The 14,754-nt window shown below is 39.7% G+C and carries 13 protein-coding genes; 11 read left to right on the forward strand and 2 right to left on the reverse strand.

Going from position 1 to position 14,754, the window contains the following annotated elements:
• Positions 1-85: 85 nt before the first annotated feature.
• The 5 genes from HWV02_RS03330 to pseI all read left to right on the forward strand — a co-directional run bounded on the left by HWV02_RS03330 (position 86) and on the right by pseI (position 5,675).
• A complete protein-coding gene (locus tag HWV02_RS03330) occupies positions 86-970 on the forward strand; it encodes an aldo/keto reductase (protein ID WP_211678447.1) in 885 nt (294 codons plus the stop codon).
• A 4-nt stretch (positions 971-974) separates the two neighbouring features.
• Entirely contained in the window at positions 975-1,709 is a 735-nt protein-coding gene (locus HWV02_RS03335) for a cytidylyltransferase domain-containing protein (protein WP_211678448.1), read from the forward strand.
• Between the two features lie 28 nt (positions 1,710-1,737).
• Positions 1,738-3,024: an aminotransferase class III-fold pyridoxal phosphate-dependent enzyme gene (locus HWV02_RS03340; protein ID WP_211689711.1), complete on the forward strand. Its 1,287-nt coding sequence runs from the start codon at positions 1,738-1,740 to the stop codon at positions 3,022-3,024.
• Between the two features lie 61 nt (positions 3,025-3,085).
• Positions 3,086-4,603, forward strand: a complete 1,518-nt coding sequence (pseG, locus tag HWV02_RS03345; protein WP_211689712.1) for a UDP-2,4-diacetamido-2,4,6-trideoxy-beta-L-altropyranose hydrolase — start codon at positions 3,086-3,088, stop codon at positions 4,601-4,603.
• 22 nt (positions 4,604-4,625) lie between these two features.
• Positions 4,626-5,675, forward strand: a complete 1,050-nt coding sequence (gene pseI, locus HWV02_RS03350; protein WP_211689713.1) for a pseudaminic acid synthase — start codon at positions 4,626-4,628, stop codon at positions 5,673-5,675.
• A gap of 82 nt (positions 5,676-5,757) precedes the next feature.
• Here pseI and HWV02_RS03355 read toward each other — a convergent pair whose 3' ends face one another.
• Positions 5,758-6,825, reverse strand: a complete 1,068-nt coding sequence (locus HWV02_RS03355) for a polysialyltransferase family glycosyltransferase (RefSeq protein ID WP_211689714.1) — start codon at positions 6,823-6,825, stop codon at positions 5,758-5,760.
• Between the two features lie 232 nt (positions 6,826-7,057).
• Between HWV02_RS03355 and HWV02_RS03360 the strand changes: the two genes are divergently transcribed.
• From HWV02_RS03360 to galU, 3 genes are all read left to right on the forward strand, one after another.
• The gene (locus HWV02_RS03360; RefSeq protein WP_211689715.1) at positions 7,058-8,224 is read left to right on the forward strand and encodes a nucleotide sugar dehydrogenase; all 1,167 of its coding nucleotides are present in this window, start codon (positions 7,058-7,060) and stop codon (positions 8,222-8,224) included.
• 67 nt (positions 8,225-8,291) lie between these two features.
• Positions 8,292-9,299: an NAD-dependent epimerase gene (locus tag HWV02_RS03365; protein WP_211689716.1), complete on the forward strand. Its 1,008-nt coding sequence runs from the start codon at positions 8,292-8,294 to the stop codon at positions 9,297-9,299.
• A gap of 54 nt (positions 9,300-9,353) precedes the next feature.
• The gene (gene galU / locus HWV02_RS03370; RefSeq protein WP_211678455.1) at positions 9,354-10,250 is read left to right on the forward strand and encodes a UTP--glucose-1-phosphate uridylyltransferase GalU; all 897 of its coding nucleotides are present in this window, start codon (positions 9,354-9,356) and stop codon (positions 10,248-10,250) included.
• A 72-nt stretch (positions 10,251-10,322) separates the two neighbouring features.
• Here the strand turns inward: galU and torD are convergent, their stop codons facing one another.
• On the reverse strand, positions 10,323-10,976 hold the full coding sequence (gene torD / locus HWV02_RS03375) for a molecular chaperone TorD (RefSeq protein ID WP_211678456.1): 654 nt from the start codon (positions 10,974-10,976) through the stop codon (positions 10,323-10,325).
• Positions 10,977-11,201: 225 nt separating this feature from the next.
• Here torD and glyA point away from each other — a divergent pair, with 225 nt between their 5' ends.
• The 3 genes from glyA to HWV02_RS03390 all read left to right on the forward strand — a co-directional run bounded on the left by glyA (position 11,202) and on the right by HWV02_RS03390 (position 14,670).
• Positions 11,202-12,455 (forward strand): serine hydroxymethyltransferase, encoded by a 1,254-nt coding sequence (gene glyA / locus HWV02_RS03380; protein ID WP_211678457.1) that lies wholly within the window; start codon positions 11,202-11,204, stop codon positions 12,453-12,455.
• A gap of 278 nt (positions 12,456-12,733) precedes the next feature.
• The gene (locus HWV02_RS03385) at positions 12,734-13,027 is read left to right on the forward strand and encodes a hypothetical protein (protein WP_255547042.1); all 294 of its coding nucleotides are present in this window, start codon (positions 12,734-12,736) and stop codon (positions 13,025-13,027) included.
• Between the two features lie 272 nt (positions 13,028-13,299).
• Entirely contained in the window at positions 13,300-14,670 is a 1,371-nt protein-coding gene (locus HWV02_RS03390) for a DUF4124 domain-containing protein (protein WP_255550588.1), read from the forward strand.
• Positions 14,671-14,754: the final 84 nt, after the last annotated feature.

A 14,754-nucleotide genomic window follows, 5' to 3' on the forward strand; every position in this document is an offset into this window, starting at 1 on the left:
TGAGAGGGGAGGTCCATTCCCCTCTTTGTTCTGTTAATTGTTATCGTTTTATTCACTCCGCTAAATATAACACTAAGTAAACATCATGAATTTAATCTTAGGTACGGTTCAGTTTGGTCTGGATTATGGTATCACTAATGAAAGTGGTAAAGTCAGTACGATAGAAGCGCAACATATTCTACAAGTCGCCAGTCATGCTGGTATCCATCTGTTGGATACGGCGGCTGCATATGGCGACAGTGAGACTGTGCTTGGTAAGCTTTGTCACAAACGTAATGAGTTTAATCTTATTTCTAAGATACCCTCTTCAAAAACACATGCCTTGGACATTCGTAAGTCCGTTGATGAATCATTAAGTCGATTGCAGACCAGTAAATTACACGCTATTTTATTTCATGATCAACAAGATGTGCTCAGTAAAGAATCTAAGCAAAGCTTTGAGATACTTTCAGAACTTAAAAGTGAACAAAAAATTGCGCATATAGGGGCTTCTTTTTATAGCCCCGACGCACTTGAATCAGCGCTTGCGATGCATGACTTGGATATCATTCAAATTCCGGCTAATTGTTTAGATCAACGTTTTCAACAGTCAGGGTTATTGGATGAAGCTAAGCGTCAAGGCGTTGAAGTCCATGTCAGATCATTGTTTTTGCAGGGACTGTTATTAAGTGAAAATAATCAGCTGCCCACTTACCTACAACAATTTAAGCCCGAATTAACGCGTTACTTTGATTTGGCCAAAGCGTTGTCGTTGACCCCGCTACAGTTAGCATTATTGTATTTAAGTAATAATGAATGTATGGATTACGGTGTCGTTGGTTGTCTTAATCGACAACAATTAATAGAAATTACGGATGCATCCAACTATGTACAAAAATTGTTGAGTGAACCGCAGTTTAAAAATAAGCTTGATTTAAGTTGTCTTGCTTCATCTTCTGAACAGTTAATTAACCCGTCATTATGGAAGTGATACGATGAAAGTAGTCGCGATCTTACAAGCTCGATGCAGTTCTCGTCGGCTGCCAAATAAAGTATTGAAGCCCATTCTTGGTAAGCCTATGCTGCAGCGGCAAATTGAGAGAACATTACGAAGTAAACTGATCGATGAATTGGTTGTTGCTACCTCAAACCAAGAGAGCGATGTCGGTCTTACGCAGTTATGCTCTTCAATCGGAGTCGCGTATTTTGCAGGTGATCTGGATAATGTGCTCGATCGTTTTTATCAGGCAGCGTTACAGGCTAATGCAGATGTTGTCGTGCGATTAACGGGAGATTGTCCACTTTCGGATGCCGAAATTATAGATGCGGTGATTGCGAAACATATCGCCGATAAAAATGATTATACCTCGAATGTCGATCCCGAAACATTTCCAGATGGACTTGATGTTGAAGTAATGAGTTTTTCTGCTTTAAAAGATGCTTGGCTAAATGCGAAGTTTAAAGTGGATTTAGAGCATGTGACCCCTTATATCCGCAATAACCCAAGATTGATTAAGGGCGCATATATTTCTGATGTTGATAACTCAAGTTATCGTTGGACAGTTGACGAACCTCAAGATTTTGAGTTTGTAACGCAAGTCTATGAAATATTAGGTGCTAAAGAGCAATATTTTGATGCTAATGCGATTTATAAATTACTCGCAGAAAAACCTGAACTTCAAGAGATAAATACAAATATTCAGCGTAATGAAGGTTTTATAAACCCTTAGTCGCGAGCCATATTACAGGAATCATAGAATGACACGTTATAAAATATCAGAGCAAATGCTTGAAAGAGCGTTACAAACAATCCCTTTGGCTTCACAAACATTTTCTAAGAGCACGGTTCAATTCCCGGTCGGTGCTGCACCTCTATTTTTAGAAAAAGGCGCAGGCTCTAGGGTATGGGATGTTGATGGTAATGAATATCTCGATTTTATGAGCGCATTATTATGTGTGTCGATTGGCTATGCTGACGAAGATGTTACCAACGCGGTATGTGATCAAATCAAGACGGGGGTGAGTTTTTCGTTGCCACATAGGTTAGAGATGGAAGTCGCTGAGCAGCTGGTTGAGATGATACCTTGTGCTGAAAAGGTGCGATTTGGCAAAAACGGCAGTGATGCCACCTCTGCCGCGATCCGTTTAGCACGTGCTTATACCAACAGAGAACTGATACTAGTCTGTGGTTACCATGGCTGGCAAGATTGGTATATTGGTTCTACGACACGAAGCTTAGGTGTGCCAGAGTCAACTAAGGATTTAACCAAAGTATTTAAATATAATGATATCGACTCTCTGACTGCGCTGGTGAAGGCTCACGACGGAAAGATCGCGGCTATTATTATGGAACCGATGAATGTGACGTATCCGGAAGCGGATTATTTACAGGCTGTACAGCAGGTAGCGAAAGAAGCAGGGGCTGTATTTATTTTTGATGAAACCATTACCGGTTGTCGGTTTGCTAAAGGTGGTGCTCAAGAATACTTTGGTGTGACTCCTGATTTAGCAACCTTTGGTAAAGGGCTTGCGAATGGTTTCCCATTATCAGCGGTTGTTGGTAAAGCTGAAATTATGGATTTGATGGAAGATATCTTCTTCTCGGGGACGTTTGGTGGCGAAACTGCGTCCTTAGCGGCTGCAAAAGTGGTATTGGATAAGGTTGATAAGCTTAATGTACCGGCTGTGTTATTGGCTACTGGTGAGTATCTCTTAGATGAACTAAATGCATTAATTAAAGAATTAGAGTGCGAACATTTTTTATCGACAGCCGGACATCCTTCGTGGTCATTCTTGCTGATTTCGGACACAGCTGAAAACAGCAGTTATGAGATCAAAACATTGTTTATGCAAGAAATGTTGAAACGTGGCATATTGACATTAGGTACGCATAATATCAGTTATTCACATAGTCGTGCAGATATCGATGCATTGATGAATTGCTATAAACAAGTATTACCAATTTTGAAAACAGCACTGGTAAACAAAGATTTACTAACACGCTTGGAATGTGAACCTTTAGTGCCATTATTTAAGGTTCGTTAGTTGGTTGCTTTAAGTCGAGATTCAGACTTCTTCTGCAGACCCAATAAGATAAGGTAATTTAATGAAAATTGTTATTCGCGCCGATGCTTCAATTCACATCGGTAGTGGTCACGTAATGCGTTGCTTAGTACTTGCACAGGCTCTTGTATTACAAGGGCACAAGGTTAGTTTTGCTTGTCGTCCACAAGCGGGTGACTTGATTCAATTTGTACGTAATAAAGGCTTTCATGTCGATGAGTTGATTCAAGCTCAAACGCTTATTGAACCTAGAAATAGCGGCGATTACCAAGCTTGGTTACAAGTGCCTTGGTTAGATGATGCACAAAGTTTATGCAAGCAAGTCTGTAATGCGGATTTGCTCATTGTGGATCACTATGCTTTAAACCAAGAATGGCAAACGTGGGTGAAACAGCGACTGGGTTGTAAAGTATTTGTGATTGATGATCTGGTTCGTACGCATGATGCGGATTTGATTTTAGATCAAACGTTAATGCGTGTCGTCGATGAGTATCAAGAAAAAAATCAATCTGCGAAAATACTGACTGGTTGTGAATTTGCTTTATTGAATCCATTTTTTTCACGTTACCGTGAACAAGCGTTAGATAACGATTTACTACCTGCTGAACCAAAGGTGTTAATTTCAATGGGGGGGATTGATCAACCTAACGCTACGCTAAAAGTACTAGAGGCGTTAGCGCTGCATCCCTTGCCAAAACCTTGTGTTACGGTATTGCTTGGGCCTAAAGCGCCTAATTATGAGCAGGTTAAAGCATTTTGTGTTGAGAATCAGGATTGGATTCAGCATATTGATTTTGTCGAAAACATGGCGGAGTTGATGCTTGAACATAGTATTGCTATTGGAGCACCTGGAACGACATCTTGGGAGCGTGCGTGTCTTGGCATTCCAAGTATCATTGTTCCTTTAGCCGAAAATCAAAATACGATTAGTCAGAACTTGGTTGCTTGTGAAGCGGCGATTAGAGTTAATATCACCGCTTTATCATCAGAGTTACTTAGCGCTTATCTAACCTTGCTTACTAAATGGAATTCATTTCGTGGTACCAATTTGGCATTGTGCGATGGGTTGGGGTTGCAAAGGGTGTTACATCAAATTCAGATGTTGTTTGATAATGATCTTGCTAGCTTGGAAATACGCCGCGCAAGCAGTTCTGATATTGAAAAGGTATATGAATGGCAGTGCCTGTCTGAAACGAGAAAGTACGCTTTAAATTCAGCGGCTCCGACTTGGAATGAGCATCAAAGTTGGATGAAGAAAAAGTTGACGTGTTATCAAGACTACTTTTATCTTCTTGAGTGTCCTTTGGAGCAAGCAAGGGTTGGTGTTGTTAGACTTGACCGCATTAGACCTGGAGAGTACCTCATCTCCATCTTTATTGATCCTGCTTTTTATAGTAAAGGTATAGCGAAACGAGCTCTCGCTTATATTGACTGCATACACCCGAATATCACAATACATGCAACGGTATTAGAGGCCAATTTGGCCTCTCAAAAACTATTTACTTCGGCGAGTTATCAACGTCTTTCACGTGATACTTTTATTCGCCCCCCATTGTTTTAAAAACATTATATTTGAGACTACTATGAAATCATATATCACAATAGATGGCCGTAAAATTGGACCTGATTATCCGCCCTATATTATTGCTGAACTTTCAGCTAATCATAACGGTGACATCGACCGTGCATTTCGAATTATGGAAGAAGCCAAGAAAGCTGGCGCGGATGCGATAAAACTGCAAACCTATACCCATGAAACAATTACCATGGATTGTGATTCGGATGAATTTCAAATTAAGGGTGGGCTGTGGGATGGCCAAACTTTATATGAGTTATATAAAGGCGCACATATGCCATGGGCTTGGCATAAACCTTTATTTGAAAAAGCAAAGGAACTGGACATTACTATTTTTAGTTCCCCTTTTGATTTTACAGCGGTTGACCTACTTGAAGATCTCGATGCGCCAGCTTATAAAATTGCTTCGTTCGAAGTTATCGATTTACCTTTGATCAAGCGCGTAGCGCAAACGGGTAAGCCAATGATTATCTCAACAGGTATGGCGAATAAAGTTGAGATAGAAGAGGCTATTACGACAGCACGAGAGAATGGCTGTGAAGAATTAGTCGTACTACATTGTGTGAGCGGTTATCCTGCGCCAGCAGATCAATATAATTTAAGAACAATCGCGGATATCGCGACTCGTTTTAATGTGCTTTCTGGTTTATCTGATCACACGATAGAGAATGCTACTGCTGTTGCCTCGGTTGCTTTAGGCGCATGTCTGATTGAAAAACACGTTACTCTAGATCGTAGCGGCGGTGGTGCTGACGATAGTTTTTCTCTAGAACCGAAAGAGCTTGCAGAATTATGCACGGATACGAAGGTAGCTTGGCAAGCGATGGGTAAGGTAAATTACGAGAGAACTGAAGCTGAACAAGGCAATGTGAAGTTTAGACGTTCGTTGTATGTGGTAAAAGATATCGCAGCAGGAGAAACGTTGACGGCTGAAAATGTAAAGAGTATTCGTCCTGGATTTGGCTTAGCACCAAAGCATTATGATGTAATCTTAGGTAAAAAAGCGAAGTGTTTAATTCCGAGAGGAACAGCTTTAACATTTGATGTTATAAAATAAATTTAATTGGTAGCGTTAGCAAAGGGTGATTCAATGTCATTCTTGATTTTACGCTATTCGCTACCAATATTAACGATTAATCTTATACTCCGAGGATTGGATCGTCCGAAAATAAATGCTTAATACGTTTGTCTATTAAACTCGTATCTTTCATTAAATCATCAAAAATTTCATATAATGATTCCAATTCATCATCTTTAATCAAGTTTAGTCTCGTGCAATATTTTTCAAATCCGGTACCAGCGGATGTGCAAATCGAGAGTATTCGACATTTATCTTCTGCACCAAAAATGATTAGCTCTAAGGGTATTTTGCTTTCAATTAGCGTGACGCCTGGAAATGCTTGTTTATAATACTCAATATCTTCGCGTGGATGAACTTTGATCGCATATGGAATACCTTTTTTATTTAATGTTTGTATAAATTTTTGGTATACGATCAAGTCAAACTCTTCAATAACATGAGGCTGAGTTGCAATGATGAAGGTGTAATTGTGTTGCGCGTCATACTTGAAGAACTTGTAGCCATATTGGGTGATGATTTTATCATTAACAAAGTTAATCGGTTTAATTTTATGCAGCAGTGCTTTAGGGCCTTTACTTGGCGTTAGTAAGTAGATATTTTTACAGCGAGGGTCATCACCAAAGTGTCGGTGTTGGCGCTTTATCTTGAAGATAAAATCAATGATCTTTTCTGATTTTTTCAGCTTTATTCCAATGTAGTTGCCGACACCTTCTTCGATGATGGAATACTCTGCAAATGCTAAACGAAATAAGCGTGACATTTTATTTCTTTCATTATAAAGAAATAGCTCATTTTCAGGCGATTGTGGTATATCGATTCCTAGCGTTTTTCTGAACAACGCATGGTGAACATGTTCACGTATTGCAGATGAAGATTTAAAATTTCTTATTGCCATTAATTTGAGCAACTTGCCAAAAATACCTTTATACAGTGTCGCTCTAATGCTATGGCGCTGGATAAAGTGAACTTCAATATTCGCGGGCAGGCTACTTAGATCGAAATTGGCTGCATCAATATTTTGTTGATCCGAGATCATAAAAATGTGACTTTTTTTATCAGGCTGTGAGAATGCTTTTAATAATGAAAAAAGAAGATGCCGTAAAGTTGAACATACGTATAAGTTCATAACACTACCTTGGTTGATTTAGCTAAATATGATTACGTGGGTATCAAAGTATTATTCAATAGAAACTAAAGAATGAATCGAATAATAACATATTGTTTATCAGCACAGGAATAGGGAGTTTTAGAATTAATATTGAATCGTTACCTCAAACAAATTGATGTTCTTTGGCTATAATTATTATTTTACTGTTAGAATACAGGAATATATTTTTCCCCCCTAATCAGGTTGCACCATGAACATTACCATTGCAGGTACAGGTTACGTTGGTTTATCAAATGCCGTGTTACTCGCACAGCACAACCGCGTGATAGCGTTAGATATTATTGCTGAAAAAGTTAATCTTATTAATGCTAAAAAATCACCGATTTCCGATACCGAGATTGAAGATTTTCTCGCCAATAAAGCGCTTAATCTTACCGCAACAACTGACAAGAAACTTGCCTATGAGAGTGCTGATTATGTGATTATCGCAACGCCGACTGATTATGATGTGGTAAATAACTATTTTAATACCAAATCAGTAGAGGCGGTAATTAAAGATGTGATGGTGATTAACCCAAATGCGGTAATGGTGATTAAATCCACGGTACCGGTTGGTTATACCAAAGAAATCAAACAGCGCCTTGGCTGCGATAATATCTTGTTCTCACCTGAGTTTTTACGTGAAGGCAGTGCCTTGTACGATAACTTACACCCTTCACGTATTATTGTTGGTGAAAAGTCTGAGCGTGCACAAGTATTTGCTGATCTGTTAATGCAAGGTGCGGTTAAAACTGACATCGATGTGTTGTTTACGGATTCTACCGAAGCGGAAGCGGTTAAACTATTCTCAAATACTTACCTTGCGATGCGAGTGGCTTATTTCAATGAACTGGATAGTTATGCCGAAACCCACGGTTTAGATACCCGTCAGATCATACAAGGCGTAGGTTTAGACCCGCGTATTGGTAGTCATTATAATAATCCGTCATTTGGCTATGGTGGCTACTGCTTACCAAAAGATACCAAGCAATTACGTGCTAACTATGAAAATGTACCAAACAGTTTAATCAGTGCCATTGTTGATGCTAATTCGACACGTAAAGATCACATCGCCGATGCTATTATTGCAAGAAATCCGCAAGTGGTTGGTGTTTACCGTTTGATCATGAAATCTGGCTCGGATAATTTTCGTGCTTCATCGATTCAAGGCATCATGAAGCGAATTAAAGCGAAGGGTATTAAAGTTGTCGTGTATGAACCAGTATTCACCGAAAGCGAATTCTTTAAGTCACCTGTACTGACGGACCTGAATGAATTTAAAGCCCTTGCTGATGTCATAGTATCGAACCGTTTAGCGGACGAATTACTTGATGTTGCGGATAAAGTCTATACTCGTGACCTATTTGGTAATGATTAGATTGGTCTCGATTAGAATCAGTAAAATTGCAAGTTAAAAAGTTAAAAAGTTAAAAAGTGAAAAAAAAATGAAATATTTAATTACAGGCGCAGCTGGATTTATTGGTTCGCGCTGTGCAGAACTATTATGTCAACAAGGCCATCAGGTTATTGGTGTTGATAATCTAAATGATTATTACGATGTGAATTTAAAGTTTGCTCGTTTAGTTAACGCTAAAAAATCTGAGTCATTTACTTTTATTGAGCTCGATCTTGCCGATCGTGACGGTGTTGCGACGTTGTTTGCTGAACATCAATTTGATCGCGTGATCCACCTTGCCGCTCAAGCGGGTGTGCGCTATTCCATTGACAATCCAATGGCGTATGCAGATAGCAATTTAACGGGCTTTTTAACCGTATTAGAAGGTTGCCGTAACAATAAAGTGAAGCATTTGGTTTATGCATCATCAAGTTCGGTTTATGGTTTAAATAACAAAATCCCGTTTAGTACCAGTGATAGTGTTGACCATCCAATTTCACTTTACGCGGCATCAAAAAAATCCAATGAATTAATGGCGCATACCTATTCACATTTATATGGCGTACCAACAACTGGCTTGCGTTTCTTTACTGTGTATGGTCCTTGGGGTCGCCCGGATATGGCGTTATTCAAGTTTACCAAGGCAATTATTGCTGGTGAAACCATTGATGTGTATAACAATGGCGATATGTTACGTGATTTTACTTACATTGATGATATCGTTGCTGGCGTATTACAAATTCAAGATGTAATACCTACACCGGATGCGGACTGGAAAGTTGAAACGGGTAGCCCTGCTACCAGTAGTGCGCCTTATCGTGTTTACAATATTGGCCATGGTAGCCCGGTTAAATTAATGGATTACATTGAAGCGCTAGAAGATTCTTTAGGCATAAAAGCCAAGAAAAACTTTATGCCAATGCAGCCGGGTGATGTTTATGCGACGTATGCCGATACTCAGGATTTATTTGAGGTCACAGGCTACACATCGAAAGTAAAAGTACAAGAAGGCGTGAAAGCTTTTGTCGATTGGTATCGCGATTTTTATAACGTGTAAACTACACTATTTATATGAAAAATACCGTAGATTAAGTACAAAAAGGATAATACTTTGAAGCAAACCAAAATAACGAAAGCGGTCATTCCTGTTGCAGGCTTAGGTACACGCATGTTACCTGCAACCAAAGCAATCCCAAAAGAGATGCTACCAGTAGCTGATAAGCCACTTATTCAATACATAGTAAATGAATGCGCAGCTGCAGGTATTACCGAGATTGTGCTAGTTACGCACGCCTCTAAAAATGCCATCGAGAACCATTTTGATACTTCATTTGAATTAGAATCGACGTTAGAGCACCGTGTTAAGCGTCAATTATTAGCGGAAGTACAAGCCATTGCACCAAAAGGTGTGACGATCATGCATATCCGTCAAGGTGTAGCGAAAGGGTTAGGGCATGCAGTATTGTGCGCGAAACCGATTATTGGTGATGAACCGTTTGCGGTAGTATTACCTGACGTTCTGATGGATGAAGTGAGTGCAGATCTAAAAACTGAAAACTTAGCTAGCATGATGCAGCGCTTTGATGAAACCGGTTTTAGTCAGATCATGGTAGAACCTGTACCAATGCACTTAGTGTCTGGTTACGGTGTTGCTGATTGTGGTGGTGTTGAGCTTAGCGCAGGTGAATCAACTAAGATGACTGCGGTGATTGAAAAACCAGCACAAGATAAAGCGCCGTCAAATCTTGCTGTTGCAGGGCGTTATGTATTACCTGCGGCGATCTGGGATCTGCTTGCCCGCACTGCACCTGGTGCAGGCGATGAAATTCAGTTAACTGATGCGATTGATGATTTAATGAAGTTACAAACCGTTGAAGCTTTCCACATTAGCGGCAAGTTACATGATTGTGGTTCAAAATTAGGTTACATGAAAGCATTCATTGAGTATGGCTTACGTCACCCTGAAGTAGGCGCTGATTTACAAGCATTTATTAGTGGCTTGAAATAACACGTGAGTTTGAAATTATAATGTGATGAAACAAAGGGCAGTTTACTGCCCTTTGTTGTATCTAAATAGAGATTAATCTAATTCAGTTTCTAACCAATCTGAATCTAGCTGTGCGAATGCTAATAGTAATTCTACTACCGCCGCATAAAACCCAAATTTGTCACAGTCTTTAACCTTAATTTCAAAATCGCCTAACCAGTTAAGTAAGTGCGTTTGTAAAAAGTCGTGCTGCATTGCGAAGTTAGCGCGGATCTGCGCTTCTGATTCCGAATCTAAGGTTTTTAAGATCAAGTTACCCATGAAGTCTAATTGAATCGCAATATGATCGGCTGGCTCGCTGTATTTATCACTGATATTGATGTTGTGCTTATCGAGTAGCGTAATCATTTTTTGATACGCTTCTTGCATCAAGTGACCTTCTTCACTAGTGAACACAGACTCATACGGGGGCGCAGATGATTTACTGTTACCTAAAAATACTTGTGCGTAGTCGGCACATAACTCTAAACGTGCGTCGTTACGTAGGTTTGCTGCCGCTAATGAACTGATTAGCTTTTCAACTGAAACGGTTAACGCGGGTGTTGCTGCTAAGCCTTGCAAGAAACTTTGGACTTCAGCTGACTGGTATTGACCCAGTTGCTCATCAGATAATTCAGTTGCAAGTGTGCTTGAAAGCCACCAGTAGATCTCTGAACGGGTTTGGCATAATTGGGTTAGTTCATCCATTGTGTTCTCCAAATGGGTATGAGTGCTGTAATTGCGTAGTATTATAGCGAATAAATTTAACCGAGGAGTCAGTTTTGATCAAAGTTAAATTAAAATGCAGTCTTTTCACGCAAAATTGAAATTTTCTCAAGTCTTTATTGTAGGAACTTGGTATTAGTCGCGTTACAATGTGGCCGAAATTTAGTTTACAAACCAACTTGTATTATCTCAATCAGGAGAAAACGGATGTTTACACGTGATATGAATATAGCTGACTATGATGCAGAATTATGGGCAGCAATGACACAAGAAGTAACTCGTCAGGAAGATCATATCGAGCTTATTGCTTCAGAGAACTATACAAGCCCACGCGTAATGGAAGCTCAAGGCTCTCAGCTTACAAATAAGTATGCAGAAGGCTACCCTGGCAAACGCTACTATGGCGGTTGTGAGTATGTTGATATTGCTGAGTCTTTAGCAATCGAACGTGCTAAGCAATTGTTTGGTGCTGATTACGCGAATGTACAACCACACTCTGGTTCACAAGCAAATGCTGCAGTTTACATGGCATTAGTTAAACCAGGTGATACTGTACTAGGCATGAGCCTTGCTCATGGTGGTCATTTAACACACGGTGCAAGCGTAAGCTTCTCGGGTAAAATCTATAACTCAGTTCAGTACGGTATTAATCCTGAAACGGGCGAGCTAGATTATGCTGAAGTTGAAGCGTTAGCAATTGAACATCAACCAAAAATGATTGTTGCTGGTTTCTCTGCGTACTCAGGTGTTGTTGATTGGGCTAAATTCCGTGAAATCGCTGATAAAGTAGGTGCTTTCCTATTCGTTGATATGGCACACGTTGCAGGTTTAGTTGCAGCTGATCTATATCCAAATCCAATGAAACATGCACACGTTGTTACAACAACGACGCATAAAACATTAGGTGGACCACGTGGTGGCCTGATCCTTGCGCAAGCAGACGAAGTGATTGAGAAAAAATTAAACTCAGCAATTTTCCCTGGTGGTCAAGGTGGTCCTTTAATGCACGTTATCGCTGCTAAAGCGGTTGCATTTAAAGAAGCGATGGAACCTGAATTTGCGGTTTACCAACAAAATGTACTTGATTGTGCGAAAAGCATGGTTGCAGTATTACAAGAACGTGGTTTCAAGATCGTTTCTAACGGTACTGAAAATCACCTATTCTTAGTTGATCTGATTGGCAAAGAATACTCAGGTAAAGATGCAGATGCTGCACTGGGTAATGCACATATCACAGTAAACAAAAACTCGGTACCAAACGATCCACGTTCACCATTTGTTACATCTGGTCTACGTATCGGTACGCCTGCACTGGCTCGCCGTGGTATCCCTGCAGATAAAGCTGGCGAACTGGCTGGCTGGATGTGCGACGTATTAGATAACATCGGTAATGAAGATGTAGCTGCAACGGTACGTGCTAACGTACAAGCGCTATGTGCTGAATTCCCTGTATATAAATAGTCTGTACACAAATAATTGGGTGTGTAGACCTCAGGGTCTATAAACATTCGATTAATTTGTTAACCGTAAATGACACTTAACTTGAATCAAGGTTTAAGTGTCATTTACGGTTTTTTTATACCTAAACATTTATACCCTTATCACCTCCAATACCAGCTAATACCTTAAATCATACTATTTCCATGCTTTATTATTGATTCAGGATCATATGATCAGCTGTCATAGAGCGCCAGTTAGCGAACAGGTTAATCCAGTTTCATAGACCAAGGATGGGAAATATGATGAATAAACCTCTATTAAAAAATGCAGTAAAAAAAACACCCGAGCAAATATGTAAAAGGATAAGCATTGCAGCATTTGCTGTTGCGATGATTGGCTGTAGCTCAGTTGATGTATTAACTAAAACTGAAAACGGTGCTTCTTATGAATATCAACTCGGTCAATTTGAGACGATAGAGGTGGTTGATATGGCGCAGGAACATTGTGGTAAGTATGGTAAAAATGCAGAGCTAACTAATCGTTACTCTGATGCTAACCGCATATTGAATACACTTATATTTAATTGTAGTTAGTATTTCTTATCTCTTAATTGTGAAGCCTACGAGATTAAAATGAATGAGGGAGTTTTAAATTACACTTGTAAATGTTAACATATTTGCAACATTTGTTTTCGGTTCGGTTCGGTTCGGTTCGGTGGTTATAGATGAATAGTGACATAAATAGCTGAATAAACACTTGAGATAGCATTCTCAAATTTGGCGATAAATAGAGTGAGGTATAAAGGATGATGCTGAATTCAATAAGAAATTATAAGCGGTTAATATTAGCGTTAGTATGTGGTTCAATGAGCTATTCTACATTTGCTAAAGTATATAGTTGGCGCGATACCGATGGTGCAATGCATTATAGTCAGTTTCCACGTCAGATTGTGGAAAAAAATGCGGCACAGAGTCGCGCTAGTCGTAAGCCAGTCGAAATGAATGATATCGTAAACGATTTATCAGCCACCCAAAATAGTAACTTATTGGATGGGCTTGAAGATATTATTGCTCATGCGAACGTCGAACGCCAAGTTGAAAAGGTTCTGACGCGCACTGACCCTCAGTTGGTCTTAATTGAACAACAGCTTTTACGTCAGCAAGCGCAGCAACGTGCACTCGCTATTGCGAAAAAAGAAGCGCTTGAAAAAGAAAAATTGCTTGTTGTGGCCAATAATATTATTGAAGACCATCATATAAAACCGAAGAATAAATTACCTAGAAATAGCTTCATGGCAGGGGTCCATAAGCGTGTTTATGGTACTGCAGTGATAAAAACCAATGATGTACAGGCAATTGCATCGACACAGTTTGCATCCACAACAGCGAAAAATTCAACCGTTGTTGAAAATACTGAAGCAAAGCAACAGCATAGTAGATTCCTAGCTGAAATTCAGCACAAATTAAAGCGTCAACATGTACCGGAAATTGTTCAAGTATCTCCAAGTTCTGGGCCTATCGTCGTTGTTAATGCTAAACCTTTACTTAAGTCTCCAGCACCAACATATACCTTAGAGCCTGTCGACGCTAGTGTGGTGTCTTCAGTTATGGTTGCCGTTGATGAACCATTAGTTGATCAAATTGATACATTATCACCTGTTGTAGAATCTCGTTCGATAGCGAAGATTAAGCGCAAGAAAAAATCAAAAGCGAGTAATATATTTTTAGCGGGTATTAACAAAAAGTTAAACCGTAATGATAAAGAACTAACAATTGATGAACCAGTGTTCGTCGTGAGCAAAAGTGAATCAAGTCGTAATAACAAGTTGCAGGTCACACCTGAACAAATGCAGAATCAATTCTTAGCTGAGATTAATAAAAAGTTATTCCGAGCGAAACTTGGTTCTGATATTACCCCAGTGGCTGAATTGGCTAAGTCTGAGTCGGTTACTCGTGCGAAGGGAGAGGGCCGCGCGGCAGAGAAAAATAAAGAATTAACGCAGAGCGCAGATCAAATTAAAGCGATCGAAAGTGAAATAAGCAGTCGGGATCATAAATCGAATGACGTGAAACAACCTTCAGAAAAACAGGTTAATTCCGCGTTAATGTTAAGTCGACTAAGCTATAATCACAATGCGCGCTTACCCTTATCACGGGCCGGAATGAGCCAACTCGATAGACAAGGTATTGATGTATCAAGTCAGTTTGTCAATGACGTAAATCGCAGTGCAGAATAAGCAATCCTAAAATATTGGTCGGTTTTTATCTCATTAAAAGAGTGATTGAAAACCGACTGATTATTCAACAATCTGTTAACTTAT

This window comes from Moritella sp. 28 (genome assembly GCF_018219435.1).
GTDB lineage: Bacteria > Pseudomonadota > Gammaproteobacteria > Enterobacterales > Moritellaceae > Moritella.